This is a genomic window from Limnobacter sp. SAORIC-690, from assembly GCF_002954425.1.
Lineage (GTDB): Bacteria > Pseudomonadota > Gammaproteobacteria > Burkholderiales > Burkholderiaceae_B > Limnobacter > Limnobacter profundi.
The window spans coordinates 1509747-1525123 of sequence record NZ_MQVZ01000001.1 but is presented as its reverse complement, the minus strand read 5'-3'; the positions used below and the strand labels follow the sequence as shown (position 1 = coordinate 1525123).

General features: G+C 52.4%; 15 protein-coding genes, 1 tRNA gene, 1 pseudogene and 1 riboswitch. Of the genes and pseudogenes, 11 read left to right on the top strand and 6 right to left on the bottom strand.

All coding sequences use genetic code 11. The features are described 5' to 3' along the window. Positions 1-33 precede the first annotated feature (33 nt). The 3 genes and pseudogenes from BSZ31_RS07290 (at position 34) to BSZ31_RS07280 (ending at position 2094) form a co-directional block, all read left to right on the top strand. Positions 34-120, top strand: a tRNA-Leu gene (locus tag BSZ31_RS07290). A gap of 14 nt (positions 121-134) precedes the next feature. Then, positions 135-1222 (top strand): annotated as a pseudogene (gene queA / locus BSZ31_RS07285) (tRNA preQ1(34) S-adenosylmethionine ribosyltransferase-isomerase QueA). Next, positions 1219-2094, top strand: a complete 876-nt coding sequence (locus BSZ31_RS07280; RefSeq protein WP_105028186.1) for an alpha/beta fold hydrolase — start codon at positions 1219-1221, stop codon at positions 2092-2094. Before queA ends, BSZ31_RS07280 begins: the two are co-directional and overlap by 4 nt. 52 nt (positions 2095-2146) lie before the next feature. On the opposite strand, the gene BSZ31_RS07275 is transcribed toward BSZ31_RS07280, so the two are convergent. The 5 genes from BSZ31_RS07275 to BSZ31_RS07255 all read right to left on the bottom strand — a co-directional run bounded on the left by BSZ31_RS07275 (position 2147) and on the right by BSZ31_RS07255 (position 8177). Beyond that, positions 2147-3592, bottom strand: a complete 1446-nt coding sequence (locus BSZ31_RS07275; protein ID WP_105028185.1) for an NAD(P)(+) transhydrogenase (Re/Si-specific) subunit beta — start codon at positions 3590-3592, stop codon at positions 2147-2149. A 24-nt stretch (positions 3593-3616) separates the two neighbouring features. Further along, positions 3617-3910, bottom strand: a complete 294-nt coding sequence (locus BSZ31_RS07270) for an NAD(P) transhydrogenase subunit alpha (protein WP_008249635.1) — start codon at positions 3908-3910, stop codon at positions 3617-3619. Positions 3911-3923: 13 nt separating this feature from the next. Beyond that, positions 3924-5051 (bottom strand): Re/Si-specific NAD(P)(+) transhydrogenase subunit alpha, encoded by a 1128-nt coding sequence (locus BSZ31_RS07265; protein WP_105028184.1) that lies wholly within the window; start codon positions 5049-5051, stop codon positions 3924-3926. A gap of 234 nt (positions 5052-5285) precedes the next feature. Next, positions 5286-6167 (bottom strand): cobalamin-binding protein, encoded by an 882-nt coding sequence (locus BSZ31_RS07260; protein ID WP_105028183.1) that lies wholly within the window; start codon positions 6165-6167, stop codon positions 5286-5288. A gap of 3 nt (positions 6168-6170) precedes the next feature. Then, positions 6171-8177, bottom strand: coding sequence for a TonB-dependent receptor (locus tag BSZ31_RS07255; RefSeq protein ID WP_146106629.1), 2007 nt, complete (start codon positions 8175-8177; stop codon positions 6171-6173). Positions 8178-8364: 187 nt separating this feature from the next. Next, positions 8365-8574, bottom strand: a riboswitch (cobalamin riboswitch). A 58-nt stretch (positions 8575-8632) separates the two neighbouring features. On the opposite strand from BSZ31_RS07255, the gene BSZ31_RS07250 reads away from it, so the two are divergent. Further along, the gene (locus BSZ31_RS07250) at positions 8633-9148 is read left to right on the top strand and encodes an NUDIX hydrolase (RefSeq protein WP_168426890.1); all 516 of its coding nucleotides are present in this window, start codon (positions 8633-8635) and stop codon (positions 9146-9148) included. Positions 9149-9153: 5 nt separating this feature from the next. Continuing rightward, a complete protein-coding gene (gene mnmA, locus BSZ31_RS07245) occupies positions 9154-10227 on the top strand; it encodes a tRNA 2-thiouridine(34) synthase MnmA (RefSeq protein WP_369907263.1) in 1074 nt (357 codons plus the stop codon). Here the strand turns inward: mnmA and BSZ31_RS07240 are convergent. Further along, positions 10221-10832, bottom strand: coding sequence for a glutathione S-transferase C-terminal domain-containing protein (locus tag BSZ31_RS07240; protein WP_105028179.1), 612 nt, complete (start codon positions 10830-10832; stop codon positions 10221-10223). The genes mnmA and BSZ31_RS07240 overlap by 7 nt on opposite strands. Positions 10833-11023: 191 nt before the next feature. Here BSZ31_RS07240 and purB point away from each other — a divergent pair, with 191 nt between their 5' ends. The 6 genes from purB (at position 11024) to BSZ31_RS07210 (ending at position 15376) form a co-directional block, all read left to right on the top strand. Beyond that, on the top strand, positions 11024-12400 hold the full coding sequence (gene purB / locus BSZ31_RS07235; RefSeq protein ID WP_105028178.1) for an adenylosuccinate lyase: 1377 nt from the start codon (positions 11024-11026) through the stop codon (positions 12398-12400). Between the two features lie 112 nt (positions 12401-12512). Beyond that, on the top strand, positions 12513-12959 hold the full coding sequence (locus tag BSZ31_RS07230; RefSeq protein WP_105028177.1) for a type IV pilin protein: 447 nt from the start codon (positions 12513-12515) through the stop codon (positions 12957-12959). Next, positions 12952-13440 carry a prepilin-type N-terminal cleavage/methylation domain-containing protein gene (locus BSZ31_RS07225; RefSeq protein WP_105028176.1) on the top strand — a complete coding sequence of 163 codons (489 nt, stop codon included), beginning with the start codon at positions 12952-12954 and terminating at the stop codon, positions 13438-13440. Before BSZ31_RS07230 ends, BSZ31_RS07225 begins: the two co-directional genes overlap by 8 nt. Beyond that, complete coding sequence (locus tag BSZ31_RS07220; protein WP_105028175.1) at positions 13433-14152, top strand: type II secretion system protein J; 720 nt, start codon at positions 13433-13435, stop codon at positions 14150-14152. Before BSZ31_RS07225 ends, BSZ31_RS07220 begins: the two co-directional genes overlap by 8 nt. After that, the gene (locus BSZ31_RS07215; protein WP_105028174.1) at positions 14149-14847 is read left to right on the top strand and encodes a hypothetical protein; all 699 of its coding nucleotides are present in this window, start codon (positions 14149-14151) and stop codon (positions 14845-14847) included. Before BSZ31_RS07220 ends, BSZ31_RS07215 begins: the two co-directional genes overlap by 4 nt. Positions 14848-14863: 16 nt before the next feature. After that, entirely contained in the window at positions 14864-15376 is a 513-nt protein-coding gene (locus tag BSZ31_RS07210; protein ID WP_105028173.1) for a hypothetical protein, read from the top strand. Position 15377 lies beyond the last annotated feature (1 nt).

Below are 15377 nucleotides of genomic sequence, written 5' to 3'. Positions count from 1 at the left end.
TTCAATATTGTTTTTTGCCATAATTGCGGGCTTGCCGAGGTGGCGGAATTGGTAGACGCGCTGGACTCAAAATCCAGTGGTAGAGATATCGTGCGGGTTCGATTCCCGCCCTCGGCACCAGCCCCCAGGACAACATGAAAGCAACCATGAAACTGTCCGAATTCGATTTTGATCTTCCTGAACAACTGATTGCCCAACACCCCCCGGAACACCGTGGTGAGTCGCGCTTGCTTGTTTGCAACAACAACAAATCCATTGAAGATCACCTGTTTGCGCATGTGCTGAACTTGCTTCAGCCCAATGATGTCCTGGTGGTTAACGACACCAAAGTGCTGAAGGCCCGACTTGAAGGCCACAAAGCCAGTGGCGGAAAAATCGAAGTGATGCTGGAGCGAATTCTCGACGACAGGCGCTTTACCGCCATGATTCGGGCCAGCAAGTCACCCAAACCGGGCAGTGAAATTGTATTGGCTGGCGCGGCCACAGCCCGTGTGCTGACCAAACACGACATGATGTACCAGCTGGAGTTACTGGAAAGCAGCCTGAGCCTGCCCGAGTTGCTGGATACGCATGGCGCCCTGCCCCTGCCCCCCTACATTGAACACAGCGCGAATGCGCAAGACGATGAACGCTACCAAACCGTGTTTGCGCGTGAGCCGGGCGCTGTGGCTGCCCCCACGGCGGGCCTGCATTTCACCGAGAAGCTGCTACAAGACGCACAGGCGCGCGGCGTAAAGCTGTTGAACCTGACATTGCATGTCGGCGCTGGTACTTTCCTGCCTGTTAAAACAGACAACGTGGATGAACACGTGATGCACAGCGAGCGCTACGCCATTTCGGGTTCGCTAATCGAAGCATGATCAAAGCCAAAGAAAATGGTGGCAAAGTGGTTGCAGTGGGCACCACTTCCCTGCGGGCATTGGAGGCCTGGGCCACGGAAACAGGCTGCAATTTAAGCACCACCGAAGGTTTGAATAAGGCAGCAGAATTTGCGCATCGCGGCCATGCCGGCGACACGCAAATTTTTATCAAACCCGGCTACAGCTTCAAAGTGGTCGACAGGCTGATCACCAATTTCCACTTACCCAAAAGCACCTTGCTGATGCTGGTGTCTGCTTTTGCCGGAAAAACCAACATACTCAACGCATATGCGCATGCAATTGCGCAACAATACAGGTTCTTCAGTTACGGCGACGCCATGTGGCTTGAACGCTCCGAATGATCGAATCTGCATACCCCGTTGTTTCTCACGATGGCAGCGTAATACAAATGATGCGCTGGTCTAACTCCGGAAACAAACCCAAACTGCATTGGGCACACGCCACCGGGTTTAACGCCAAAACCTACACCCCATTGCTACGCGAGTTATTGCCACACTTTGACGTACACACCTGGGACATGCGCGGACATGGCGAAAGCCGGTCAGCGGGCAACCCAAAAACATTTCGCGGCTGGTCCACTTATTATCAAGACCTGATCGCCGTGCTTGACCAGGCCAGCGAACCCATGTGGCTTGCCGGGCATTCAATCGGTGCCACCACCAGCTTGGCGGCAGCGGCCCTACGCCCTGAGAAAGTAAAGGGTCTGGTATTGGTAGAACCGGTGTTACTGGACCCCAAGCAAGGTTTTGCCTTGCGCTTGGCAAACTGGTTTGGCTTTGCTGACCGAATTGCCATGGCTGCAGCAGCCGCCCGACGGCGGGCAAGTTTCCCAACACACCAAGACGCTTTTGAGAATTACCGCAGCAAAAAAGCATTTGGTACGTGGAGCGATGAATGGCTAAAAGCCTATGTAGAACATGGTTTTGTGCCCAGCCACAACAATGAAGTTGAACTGGCCTGCCCACCCAGCTGGGAATCACTTACCTTTCAACACACAGAGCCCAATGCCGCGCGCTGGATTCGTGACCCAGGCTGCCCAATCCATATTCTGGCAGCAAGTCGAGGATCTACATTTCCCGCCACCGCACACGCGCGCATTCAGAAGCATTTGCCCAAGGCCCACATCGAGGTGATTGCCGATGCCACGCACTTCTTGCCGATGGAACACACCGGGCTGGTGGTGCAACGCATCTGCGACCTCGTGAAAAAATAAAGCCCGGTGATTTCTCACCGGGCCTTTGCAAAACAAAGCGATTGCATCAAATTTACTCGACCGCTTTCACCATGTCTTCAATCACTTTCTTGGCATCGCCAAACACCATCATGGTTTTGTCCATGTAGAACAACTCGTTGTCCAAACCGGCGTAACCCGCGTTCATTGAACGCTTGTTCACGATAATGGTTTTTGCCTTGTAGGCTTCCAGAATTGGCATGCCTGCAATCGGGCTCTTGGGGTCTTTTGCTGCGGGGTTTACCACATCGTTCGCACCCAACACCAACACCACGTCGGTTTGTGCAAATTCGCTGTTGATGTCTTCCATCTCAAACACCTGGTCGTAGGGCACTTCAGCCTCAGCCAGCAACACGTTCATGTGGCCAGGCATACGGCCCGCAACTGGGTGAATCGCATACTTCACCGTAACACCCATGTGTGTTAGCTTCTCGCTCAGTTCTTTCAGGGCGTGCTGCGCGCGAGCCACGGCCAAACCGTAACCGGGCACAATCACCACGGTTTCTGCGTTGGTCAGCAAGAAGGCCACATCATCGGAAGAACCGCTTTTCACGGTGCGCTGCTGGCCACCACCTGCTGCGCCTGCATCGGCCTCGCCACCAAAACCACCCAGAATCACGTTGAAGAAGGAGCGGTTCATGGCCTTGCACATGATGTACGAAAGAATCGCACCGGAAGAACCCACCAGCGAACCCGCCACAATCAACATGCTGTTGTTCAGCGAGAAGCCAATACCGGCTGCCGCCCAGCCAGAGTAGCTGTTCAGCATGGACACCACCACTGGCATGTCGGCACCACCGATTGGAATAATCAGCGTGACACCCAGGATGAAAGCTGCAATCGTCATGATGACAAAGGGCGTCCAGTCTTGCGTAATAGCGAACCAGACACCGCAACCAATCATCACGATGCCAAGAATTGCGTTCAGCTGATGCTGACCCGTGAAACGCACAGGTGCGCCCTGAAACAGGCGGAACTTGTACTTGCCGCTCAACTTGCCAAAAGCAATGACTGAGCCTGAGAAGGTAATTGCACCCACAAAGGTACCAATGAACAGCTCGATTTTGTTACCCAGTGGAATGTCGAAATTGCCCTTGGCGGTGATACCAAATGCGTCGGGCTCGGCTACAGCAGCGATCGCAATGGCCACAGCAGCCAAACCAATCATGCTGTGCATGAAAGCCACCAGCTCAGGCATCTTCGTCATTTCGACACGCTTGGCCATGACGGTGCCCAAACCACCGCCCACCACCAAACCAGCCAGCACCCAGCCCAAACCGGTTACGGCCGATTGCCCAGCAATTTCAGCCAGCTTGAAGATAAGGCCGATTGTAGTGGCAATGGCAATTGCCATACCCACCATACCGAAGGTGTTCCCCAAACGCGAAGTTGTGGGGTGTGAAAGGCCCTTGAGAGCCTGAATGAAACAGATTGACGCCACCAGGTACAACAGCGTCACTGCGTTGAAACTCAATTCCATAAATTTCTCCAGATCGCTGTTGGTTTATTTGTTCTTTTTCTTGAACATTTCAAGCATGCGACGGGTGACCAAAAAGCCACCAAACACATTCACGGCGGCCAAGGCCACAGCCAGCACACCCATGAATTTGCCCAAAGGCGTTACAGTCAGCGCAGCTGCCAGCATGGCACCCACAATCACGATTGCTGAAATAGCGTTGGTCACCGCCATCAAGGGGGTGTGCAGCGCGGGGGTTACGTTCCAAACCACGTGGTAACCCACGTAAATGGCCAGTACAAAAATAATCAGGTTGACCACGGTGGGGCTAATTGCGTCCATGTTGGCTCCTTCCTTAAGCGTTTTTGCGTTTGAGTTCGCCGCCGGTGCACATCAGGCACGCAGCAACAATGTCGTCTTCCATGTCGATCTTGAAGGCGCCTTCCTTGTCGAAAACCAGCTTCAGGAAATCGATCACGTTGCGGGCATAGAGTGCGGATGCATCTGCGGCCACCATGGCGGCCAGGTTTGCATAACCCACTATTTTTACGCCGTTGACGTCGACAATTTCGTTCAGTTTGGACAAGGGACAATTGCCGCCCTGCTCCACCGCCAGGTCGATGACCACAGAACCGGGCTTCATTGCACGCACGGTTTCTTCATGCAGCAATGTGGGCGCCTTGCGGCCGGGGATCAAGGCCGTGGTAATCACGATGTCGCTTTTGATCGCTTTGTCATGAACGGCAGCAGCTTGGCGCTTCATCCAGCTTTCAGGCATGGGGCGTGCATAGCCACCCACACCTTGGGCAATTTCACGTTCTTCGTCTGACTCAAAAGGTACATCAACAAATTTTGCACCCAACGATTCGACCTGCTCTTTCGTGGCAGGGCGTACGTCAGATGCCTCAATAACCGCACCCAAACGCTTGGCAGTTGCAATGGCTTGCAAGCCTGCAACACCCACACCGAGAATAAGAACGCGAGCAGCTTTTACGGTACCGGCAGCAGTCATCAACATGGGCATGAAGCGCTGGTAAACGTTGGCCGCAATCATCACCGCTTTGTAACCTGCAATGTTGGCTTGTGATGACAACACGTCCATGCTTTGCGCGCGCGTCGTGCGTGGCGCAGCTTCCAGTGCGAAGGCGGTTAAACCGGCCTTGTTCATGGCTTCCAGTGATGCATTGTCAAAGGGGTTCAGCATGCCAACCACTACCTGACCTGCACGGTAGGCCGACAATTCGTTTTCAGCGGGCGCGCGCACTTTGAGGATCATGTCGCAGTTGCTGATCACATCCATTGCGCGATCAACAATTGTTGCACCCACATCGCTGTAGGCCTGGTCGGTGATCGAGCTGGCAATACCTGCACCTGCTTGAACAAACACTTCGTGTTTTTGAGAAATGAGCTTCTTCACCGTTTCGGGTGTTGCGGCTACACGCGTTTCTCCGGACCTTGTCTCGGCCGGGATTCCGATTTTCATGGAACTTCTCCTTGTGGGAAAGCGCTTTTATTTGATGTTTAGGAACTGCAAATACACTGCTGGTGCGGACTATAGCACGGTAGTATCACTCAATCTAAGGGATAACCACAACCCGGTATCTGACAATAATTCTTGTCAAATAATAATTGAATCCGTTGAAATTGTGTTGATCCAGTGATCTAAGCATCAATTGGAGAATGGTGAGAAGCGCAGGGCTGCTTCTGAGTCAAAAATTCAGCGGCGAGCCTGCTCAATGTGCGCGCACACCAACTTGGCGGCCCCAATAAGGCGTGGACCATTGCGCACCAAAATATCATTGGGAACGGTATACACATGGTTGCGCTTTACAGCTGGCATCTGAGGCCAGCTGGCCCATTGCCTGACGAAACTTTGATGATCTCGCTCGGAGCCACTTGCTAGCAACACCTCTGGCTTGCGCTTCAGTACCCCTTCCACGCTCACTTGTGCAGCAAGGTTTGGCAAATCAACAAATATATTTCGGCCGCCACACAGCTCTATCACTTCTGACACAGCATGCTGCCCACCCAAAGTCATCAATGGCTGACTCCACACCTGATAAAACACCGGCACTATTGATCGACCGCCATACTCGGCTCGCAAAGACTTGAACTGCTGCAACCATTCTTCCACGCTGCGCGCGCTGGCCTGCTCGGTACCCAGCAACTTCGACAGCCGGCGCATGGTGCTGGCCACCTGCTCAATTTTTTTGGGCTCGCTGACAAATACTGGCACACCCGCTTTGCGAAGCTGTGCCACAACTTCCATTGAAATACCTGATTGCCACACCAACACCAAATCGGGTTTGCGGGCGAGAATTGATTCTGCACCGAGCATCCACGGGTTACCCAACTTGGGCAAAGTATTCACGCTTTCCGGAAAATTACTGGAACCATCCACAGCAACAACCTTGCTCATGCCACCCACGAAATCCACAATTTCCGTGAGGTGCGGTGCAAGCACCAGCACTCGCTGGGCTTGCTGTACACACACGGTTTGGTTTGTGTCGTCCTGGACGCAGGGTTCGCCTGCAAAAGCGAACCCCCAACTCAAGCAGCAAACAAACAAGCCAACAATAATTTGTCGCACTGAGTTCATCAGTTAAAAGTCAAACCTTGCGGTCAATTTCATGTTTCTTTCCGGGTCAGGGTACACACCCACCGGCGCAGGGTTCCCGAAGAAATTGAAATAGGCTTGAGAATAATAACTTCGATCAAACAAATTGTTGATTGACAGTGACACCTTGGCTTTACCGAAGGTTCGGTGAAAAGCCAAGTCAGCCACAGCAAAGCCAGGAATATGCCCAACGCCCTGAGGCGTAGTTAAGTCTCCACCAATTCGCTGATCGCTTTGTGCACTTAAGAGAAAATCAACCCGCGTGTCCTCCGAGAAGTCATAGTTCAAACCGACCTGAGCACGATGGCTTGGCACCAGAGGTACACGCACATTGTCCAAAGGCTCAGATTCAATCGACGCATCCAGATAAGTGTAAGCTGCGCGCAATTCTAGGTCGTTCGTCAAATCACTCACATGCTCGAGTTCAACACCCAGGCGCTCGCTTTTGTCCAAATTGACGTTTGCGATACCCAGAAAACCGCCAAAATCGAATGGTGCTGCAATGATTTCGTCTTTCAGTTTCGCAAAGAATAGCCGAACGGTTTGCCGATTACCCGGTGCAGTCCGGTTCACGCCAAACTCCACCTCTTTGGCACGCTGGGGATTGATGAACTTATCCGCGAACGGTCTTGAAAACGGCTCATTGTCATCAGCATTCGGCACCCGATAACTCTGCCCCAGTTTCGAGAACAAGGTGTAGGTATCGTTCAGTTTTTTAGAGACGCCAAACTCGAAGGCATTTAAATCCACATTCCTGGAAACAGTATCATCGGGCGAGGAAGTGTCTTCCCTGAACTGGTCAATACTCTCTACCCGAAAGCCCGCGTTCAAACGCAAAGTTTCGTTGACCAACACATCGTCTGTAACAAACAGTGCATTGGACTTCTGTGAAATATTGGCAAAAAACGCTGGGGGAAAAACACTGACCGTATCGTAGGTGGCGTCTTGGAGGTGAACCCCCACGGTAAGTTGATGCGCAAGCCCCAGCGCGTTGAAATCTCGACTCAAGCTCGCCATAATCTGGTCATCCAGTAAGGAACGCTCACCTGTAGCGCCACCCAGCCTGAATGTGTTGAGCTGGTCGTTGCGTGCCAGATTTAAGTCATATTCATACGACCCCAACTGTCCCTTGAAAAACAGGCTGGCTGAATCTCTTTGAATATTCGAAAAGTTATTGGGGTTGCTGTTGGGTGCTTGCCTAGGGTCATCTTTAAACTGTTGCAAGGTCAGCTGGTTTGGCAAACGCACTTCCGAGTTGTCATTTCCTAGCCGAAGACCTACTTGGTGTGCCCCGGTCAGATATCGAATGGTGCCGCCCACACTGTCAAACTTTTCACCGTTGTTACGGCGGTAATTGCGTGTATTGGATTGCTGATGATCAAGACTGAATGACCATGGCCCCACTCCCGCAGAGCCGCTAAAGCTGGATTCATTGTAACCATAGGAGCCTGTGCTAAGCAGCAAAGATCCTTCTGGTTTCGACTCAGCTTCTGGACTGCGGGTAGTAATACGAATAACACCCGCAGAAGCACCATCACCATAGGCCACCGAAGCTCCACCCCGAATGATCTCGATCTTCTCAATACTTTGAATCGGTACCGCAGAAATTCTCGCTGCAGCTTGTTCTTTAACACTGTAACGAACACCATCCACAATCACCGCCAAATTCGATGAAGCAGTTCCGCCGTAACCACGCAGGTCATAGGTCGCGTCTCGTGTGCCAGACAAGCCCTGACGGGTCGCTACAAAACCAAGCTTCTCGATGATTTCAGAAATGGTGGTGTAGCCTGATTTATCGATGTCTTCGCGCGTGATCAGGGTCACGGCAGGGGGTGCCAATTCATCGGATTCGAAGGTTTGATGGCTGTGAACCACAACCGCCGGCAAATTATTGCTGTCCAGCTTGGACAATTCGATTTTTTCTGCGTCTGTCAGTGCAAACGCTGGGCTGCACGCAATGGTGCATGCGAGGGAAATCCAAGTCTTCTTCATGATGCTCACACAAATATTCCGTACCCACCGTACAGATAGAAATACGCTGCGAGAAAAGAGAAATGGAGCAAAAGACCGGACAAAGGCAAACCACGACGCTGCAGTTGATGAAGCAACACGGTTTGAAATTTCGACACTAGCCGCCTGCGCACTGCCTCCCCGCAGCACCAGTCGCTCGCCTGAATGGGACAGGCTGAACGGTCAAGGCCGGTATCCGGGCTTGTAAGTTTTGATGTGTCGCCTTCCCAGTTGCTGCATTTAGAGCAGCTTTACTACCAGTGGCAAAATGACACACCCGCACTTACTTACCGTTGCGGGGGCAGCGCAGGCTTGAACCTGCTTCCCGTTTAACTGCGCTCAAAAAATGAGCACAAGCACCTTAACCCTGCTATTCTAACGTGTTTTTTAACTCCCAACCCTCGGCGCACCCTGTTTAAGTAGTGCGATTGAAAGCCATGTCAGAAGTCTGGAAACCCAGCGTTACAGTAGCGGCCATTGTTGAACATCAGGGCAAATTCCTGATTGTGGAAGAACACACCACCGATGGCATCAAACTGAACCAACCCGCAGGCCACCTGGACCCAGGTGAAACGCCGCAGTTTGGTGCTGCCCGCGAGGCACTGGAAGAATCGGCCTGGGAAGTAAACCCTGTGGGGTTGTTGGGTATTTACATGAGCCGCTACACCAGCTCACGCACGCTGGAAGACGTCACTTACCTTCGCTTCGCATTTGCAGCCGAGGTGGTTAAACACCACACAGAGCGTGCCCTGGACGACGGCATTATTCGCACCCTGTGGATGACAGTTGAAGAACTGCGCGCCACGCAAGACCAACACCGCAGCCCCTTGGTGATGCGCTGTGTTGAGGACTTCCTGAACTGGAAAGCCGGCAAGCAACCCATCATGCCGCTTGAGCATGTTTACACACATCCCAGCGTACTTGCAGGGCCCATGCCCCCCGGCGTGTCGTAAGCATCATGGCAAAAACAGTAGTTATTGGCATGTCGGGCGGGGTTGATTCCTCAGTGTCGGCATGGCTGCTCAAACAGCAGGGTTACAACGTGATTGGTCTTTTCATGAAAAACTGGGAAGACGATGACGACTCGGAATATTGTTCCAGCCGGCAAGACTGGCTGGACGCTGCAAGTGTGGCTGACGTGGTGGGCGTGGACATTGAAGCGGTAAACTTCGCCAGCGAATACAAAGACCGGGTGTTCTCGGTGTTTCTCAGCGAGTACTCGGCAGGCCGCACCCCAAACCCGGACATTCTCTGCAACAGCGAGATCAAGTTCAAAGCTTTCCTGGATCATGCCTACAGCCTGGGCGCTGATTACATCGCAACCGGCCACTATGCCCGCGTGCGGGAAGTCAACGGTGAATTCCAGCTGCTGAAAGCGGTGGACCACAGCAAAGACCAATCGTATTTTCTGCACCGACTGAACCAAGCGCAGCTGAGTAAAACCCTGTTTCCGCTCGGTGAAATCCAGAAAACCGAAGTGCGGAAAATAGCGCTTGAACTGGGTTTGGCCAATGCCACCAAAAAAGACAGCACTGGCATTTGCTTCATTGGCGAGCGGCCTTTCCGTGAGTTTTTAAATCGGTATTTGCCCACTGCACCAGGCCCCATTTTGAATGACGAGGGCCATCAAATTGGCGAACACGTGGGGCTGAGCTTCTACACACTAGGCCAGCGCAAAGGCATCGGTATTGGTGGCCAGAAAGAAGGCAACGGCGAACCCTGGTTTGTGGCCCGTAAGGATCTGAAAAACAACACGCTGTATGTGGTGCAAGGCCATGACCACCCTTGGTTGCACCAGAAAGTGCTGACAGCCGAACAGGCCCATTACATTTCAGGCCAGGCGCCTTCAGAAACACACATGGCTTGCAAGGCGCGCTATCGCCAGGAAGACTCGGCTTGTGACTTCCAATTGACCAATCAAGGCTTCGAGTTGAACTTCATGGAAAGCCAGTTTGCAGTGACACCCGGGCAAAGCGCAGTGCTTTACCAGGGTGATGTGTGCCTGGGTGGCGGAGTTATTGCCAGTTACTGAGGTTTGGTGTCCTCAAAGCTTGGGCGACAGGCAAGGCGTTCGGAATATTCATTCAATTCCGGATACAACTCGCGCCATTTCAGTTCAGGCATGCGGAAATCCAGGTAGAACAATGCACAACCAACCGTGATGTCCGCCAGGCTGAATTGCTCGGTCAGGTAAAAACCGGGGGTGGTTTTAATGCGGTGGGAAACCCAGGCCAAGCCGTTGTGAATTTTCTGGGTTTGACGATCAATCAATGCCTGGCTTACTTTGTCACCTTCATGGAATTTCTTCTCCAGAATAATATCAACAGCGGCCTGGCTAATACCCTGCCCCAAAGACTCCATGGTGCGAACCAAGGCACGCATATTGGGGTTTGTTGGCAACAAGGGCACTGTTGGCATCATGTATTCAAGCGTGCCTGAGATTACCAAAGAATCGAATACAGTCTGGCCACCGTCCAAAATCAGACAAGGCACCTTGCCCAGCGGATTGTGGTCGGCGATGCGGGTATTTTCATCCCACACATTTTCCAGAACAAACTCGTACGGAATTTCTTTTTCTTGAAGCTGAACGCGAATTTTGCGCACGAAGGGGCTAGTCAGGGATCCCACTAGTTTCATCACAGTTCTCCTAAATACAATCCTGGATGAGATTGCGTCTTGTTTTTTACGACCTGAAAGTGTCTAACAGTTTTACAAATTGAACAAGCAGAATTCCAAAATACCACCGCGGACACCATTCTGTCCAAACAGTTTCCAGTGAGACAGGTTACAATACAAGGCTTTGAAAAACCTCAATTTTTACCACCCGCATGATCTCTTCAGACTCTTTAAGCACCTTAACCGCAATCAGCCCGCTTGACGGCCGTTACCAGTCCAAAGTGGCCAACTTGCGCCCATTGCTCTCTGAAGCGGGGTTCATGCACCACCGCGTGATCGTAGAAATCGAATGGCTGAAAGCACTGGCCAAGGCTGGCTTTTCTGAGCTCCCTGCCTTCTCCGCAACAGCTTTGGCAAAACTTGAAGCCATCAAAACCGAATTTTCAGAAGCAGATGCCCAACGCATCAAGGAATTCGAAGCGACCACCAACCATGATGTCAAGGCTGTTGAATACTTTATTAAAGAAAAGTTTCAAGCCGATGAAGAACTGAAAAAATCAGCGGAGTTTGTTCACTTCGCTTGCACGTCTGAAGACATCAACAACATGAGCCATGCACTCATGTTGAAAGCAACGCGTGAACAAGTGATTTTGCCGACACTGGACCGCATGGTGACCACCCTGCGCAATTACGCCCACCAGTTTGCAGACCTTCCGATGATGTGCCGCACCCATGGCCAGCCAGCCAGCCCCAGCACCATGGGCAAAGAATTTGCCAACGTGGTACACCGGTTGGAGCGCGCCATCGCCGCGATCAAAGCAGTCGAGCTGCCGGCCAAAATGAACGGTGCCGTGGGCAACTTCAACGCTCACCTGTCAGCCTACCCCGATTTTGACTGGGAAAGGCTCAGCCGTGATTTGATTGAAAGCCTGGGGCTTACCTTCAACCCTTACACCATTCAAATTGAACCACACGACGGCATTGCTGCGCTGATGGATGCAATTGCCCGCACCAACACCATTCTGATCGACTTGAGCCGCGACATTTGGGGCTACATTTCCCTGGGCTACTTCAAACAAAAGCTGAAAGCAGGTGAAGTGGGATCATCCACCATGCCGCACAAAGTGAACCCCATCGACTTCGAAAATGCAGAAGGCAACCTGGGCATGGCCAACGCGGTGTTGAAACACCTGGCGGAGAAACTGCCAGTTTCACGCTGGCAAAGGGACCTGACTGACTCTACCGTGCTGCGCAACTTGGGCGTGGGCATAGGCTATGCGGTGTTGGCCTATGAAAGCTGCCTGCGTGGCCTGGGCAAACTGGAGGTGAATGAAGCAGCCATCGCTGCCGACATCGACAACGCCTGGGAATTGCTCGCAGAACCAGTACAAACCGTGATGCGTCGTTACGGCCTGCCCAACCCGTACGAACAGTTGAAAGAACTGACCCGCGGCAAGGGCATTACACAAGAAGGATTGAAGCAATTCATCGCCCAGCTTGACCTGCCCGAAGCGGAAAAAACACGCCTGCTGGCCATGACTCCCGCAAGCTACATCGGCAAAGCCGCCGAGCTGGCCAAGCGCATTTGACAATCACCCCCGAGGCAAACGACCACCGTTTGTAAGTACCCTGCCTCGGGGATGATCAGCACGAAATACCCACGCATACTCAAGCACATAGAGTCATTTTTGGTGTTTGACCATGCGTGCGGGCCTCGGATTTACCTTGATTGAACTGACATTTGCAATCGCAATTGTCGGTGTACTCGCAACGCTAAGCTATGCTGGGTATGAATCTTCTTGGGAGAAGTCCAACTTTCGTTCCATGCGGGAGTTTGGCGTAGAGTTGGCATTAAGCCAGCAACTGCACAGGCAACGTTACGGACGCTACGCGCAGGGTGTCTCAAGCAATGGCGCACCGAATGCAAACCGCTTGGTTCTTCCTTCATCAGCCAAATACAGCGTGGTGGTCTCGAATTCCAACTTTCGGGGTTATCGCGCAGAAGTTACCCCCAGCGCGAGCGCGCCACTGAAGCTGCCCGAGGCCTGCCGAATCCTGATTGTTGAAAGTGACATGGGCATTCAACGTTTTGGCGCCCGGTCTGCCTCTAATCAAAACACATCTGAAAGGTGTGTTCCACATGGCTAAGGCAGACAACGGTTTCACCTTAATCGAAATAGTGGTTGGCTTGGCCGTGGTAGGCGTGTTGGCCGTTTCTGTAATCCCGAGTATGAACTCGGTGTTGAACAAACAAACGCTGAAGGTGAAGGTATCCCGGCTGGACACGTATGTGGACCAAGCGCGCAATTTGGCTGCAATCACCGAATGCCCGGTTCAAATGAACCTGCAACCCGCCAGCGCGGCGGTGAATCTGAATGTGACTGTTCAACACGATCCGTTCCTGAAGGGTTGTAGCGCGTGGTACGCACAAACCAGCAGCCAAAACAATCGCGGATTTTCAGCCACCTTGAATGACGTCACCTTGGCAGGTGCGGTGCGCCTGAATTTCAATGCGGTGTCGGGTGTGCTCGACACACAAAACCAAACACGCCTGACTCTGAACTACCGTGACAGGCGCGCACAGATTACCTTCTTGGGTATCGGCAACGGGGTGGTGAGCTATGACTGACAAAACCCGGCGTTTTCACGGCGCATCCACAGTCAGCCTTTTGATTGGCATGGCCTTGTTGGCGATCAGCATTACCGGCGCACTGAAATTAATGGGTGTCAGCATGCGCGCACAAAACGATTTGAATACCGAAAAGCTGGTGGATCAGGTTAATCGGATTGGTGAAATTATCACGGTTCACCTGAACCGGGGTGGCAGTTACCAAAACCCGGATGTCGAGGCCAAAGGCATACAGCTGTGCAGCTTGCAAAACCAGGCGGCCCAATGCAACGGATACCAACCCACCAGCCAAAACTTTTGTCTGAGTATTCCCACCCGGGTCAGTCGCAGCGGAAATGACGTGATTAACTTAACCGGCTTTCGTCTGCTCAATGGCGTGCTGGCTCAAAGGGAACTGAACGGCGTCAATATGGCGCAATTTGACCATGGCGCATTTTGCAACAACAGCCCGGACTGGCTTGATTTAAACAACAAGCACGACTTTGAATTCACCAACATTCGGTTTTGCAGATTTCAAGCCAACACACCGAACCAAGTCACTGCTTACTACGAACAGAATTGCAACTCGGTGATAGAGAACAACCCCGAATCCAATATGTTCTGGATTGCAATGTTCAAAGCCAAAATTGGCAACAACCTGACCGAGGGGCAGTATGAAGAAGCGAGAGTTATTCACCTGCTGAACACAACGCGGGTAAGGGTTGGATCATGAAAAAGCGGCGCAACTTGCACGATAAATTACAAACCGGTGCACTTGGCGTGTTTGTATGTGTGGTGTTGGTGATTGTGTTCGGGCTGATCAGCCTGCAAAACATCACTACCACAAGTCTGGATCTTTATCTGTCCAACTCCAAACAGCATATTGAAGAGGCGCGCCAGTTGGCCTATGCCGGCCTTCGACATTACACCCACAATTTTGGCAACGATGCGGCCATTCAGCAGCTTATTGATTCGCACCAAGGAGACACTCGGGTCATCGGCGAATGCTCCTACACAGTTGATTTACCCGAAACACTCGACCCGCAAGTACAGTTGGCCAGCCCAGACACGCCGGTCGACACGCGCCAGGACATTGTGATTCGCGGCATTGTAGTGCCGTACAACTGCGATCACTCTATTTCAGAGGAAAACTACAGGGCCACTTTTGAAATTGTGGCCAGTGTCAACTGTTCAGGAAGCAATGGTGTTGAATCGGGTTGCGTCAAACGCTCATTTGTGTTCAATCGCGAAGACAGCAACGGCTTACCCTACGTTACAAGAAAAACACCACCGCCCCCACCGCCCCCACCAGACCCGAATCCACCGCCACCTCGAGCTGAGCCTTCACGTCCACCCGCTGGGCCACCTTCCGGGGAAGTAAGGGAGCCGCCACCAAAATCGAAGGGCAAACATGAAGTTGGATTCTAGAAAAAACGGATTCTCAATGGTCGACGCATTGATCGCCATTCTGGTGCTGTCCATTGGTCTGGTGCTGTATGCCAAAAACTGGACAGCCAACTATGGCGCCAAGAATTCGACCCATGTGCGTTCAATCGCTGCAACCCAAGTCGCAGAGATTGGCAATGTATTGCTGGCCAATATTTCCGACCTGGACAGGGACACGCCACGCGGACAAATCATCGCCCGCATGCAGCAGTTCTCGGGGAGGCTGGAAGATCACTTGAACAGTTACGCGGGTGCCAGGGGCTACGAATGCACCAACAATGGACCAAGGGCCTTGGGTGCACCCAACAACGCAATTAACCTGAGCCAGGCCACATTGCCGCGCGCATGGGCGCAGGGTGCGGCGTCGTGTGTCAGCATTCGGCCCTTACCCAATTTGAACACCCAGACCAACGGCGTTTGGGTGCACATCGAGGCCAGATGGATTGACGCGCACACACGAGACAACCAGACAGAAAATGTCAGCGTGTATACCTTGGTTAGTCCGCTTTGAG

Excerpts from the sequence above, each read along its gene's own strand:
- BSZ31_RS07280 (WP_105028186.1), top strand. The coding sequence starts at position 1,219 with ATGATCGAATCTGCATACCCCGTTGTTTCTCACGATGGCAGCGTAATA.
- BSZ31_RS07275 (WP_105028185.1), bottom strand. The coding sequence starts at position 3,592 with ATGGAATTGAGTTTCAACGCAGTGACGCTGTTGTACCTGGTGGCGTCA.
- BSZ31_RS07270 (WP_008249635.1), bottom strand. The coding sequence starts at position 3,910 with ATGGACGCAATTAGCCCCACCGTGGTCAACCTGATTATTTTTGTACTG.
- BSZ31_RS07265 (WP_105028184.1), bottom strand. The coding sequence starts at position 5,051 with ATGAAAATCGGAATCCCGGCCGAGACAAGGTCCGGAGAAACGCGTGTA.
- BSZ31_RS07260 (WP_105028183.1), bottom strand. The coding sequence starts at position 6,167 with ATGAACTCAGTGCGACAAATTATTGTTGGCTTGTTTGTTTGCTGCTTG.
- BSZ31_RS07255 (WP_146106629.1), bottom strand. The coding sequence starts at position 8,177 with ATGAAGAAGACTTGGATTTCCCTCGCATGCACCATTGCGTGCAGCCCA.
- BSZ31_RS07250 (WP_168426890.1), top strand. The coding sequence starts at position 8,633 with ATGTCAGAAGTCTGGAAACCCAGCGTTACAGTAGCGGCCATTGTTGAA.
- mnmA (WP_369907263.1), top strand. The coding sequence starts at position 9,154 with ATGGCAAAAACAGTAGTTATTGGCATGTCGGGCGGGGTTGATTCCTCA.
- BSZ31_RS07240 (WP_105028179.1), bottom strand. The coding sequence starts at position 10,832 with ATGAAACTAGTGGGATCCCTGACTAGCCCCTTCGTGCGCAAAATTCGC.
- purB (WP_105028178.1), top strand. The coding sequence starts at position 11,024 with ATGATCTCTTCAGACTCTTTAAGCACCTTAACCGCAATCAGCCCGCTT.
- BSZ31_RS07230 (WP_105028177.1), top strand. The coding sequence starts at position 12,513 with ATGCGTGCGGGCCTCGGATTTACCTTGATTGAACTGACATTTGCAATC.
- BSZ31_RS07225 (WP_105028176.1), top strand. The coding sequence starts at position 12,952 with ATGGCTAAGGCAGACAACGGTTTCACCTTAATCGAAATAGTGGTTGGC.
- BSZ31_RS07220 (WP_105028175.1), top strand. The coding sequence starts at position 13,433 with ATGACTGACAAAACCCGGCGTTTTCACGGCGCATCCACAGTCAGCCTT.
- BSZ31_RS07215 (WP_105028174.1), top strand. The coding sequence starts at position 14,149 with ATGAAAAAGCGGCGCAACTTGCACGATAAATTACAAACCGGTGCACTT.
- BSZ31_RS07210 (WP_105028173.1), top strand. The coding sequence starts at position 14,864 with ATGGTCGACGCATTGATCGCCATTCTGGTGCTGTCCATTGGTCTGGTG.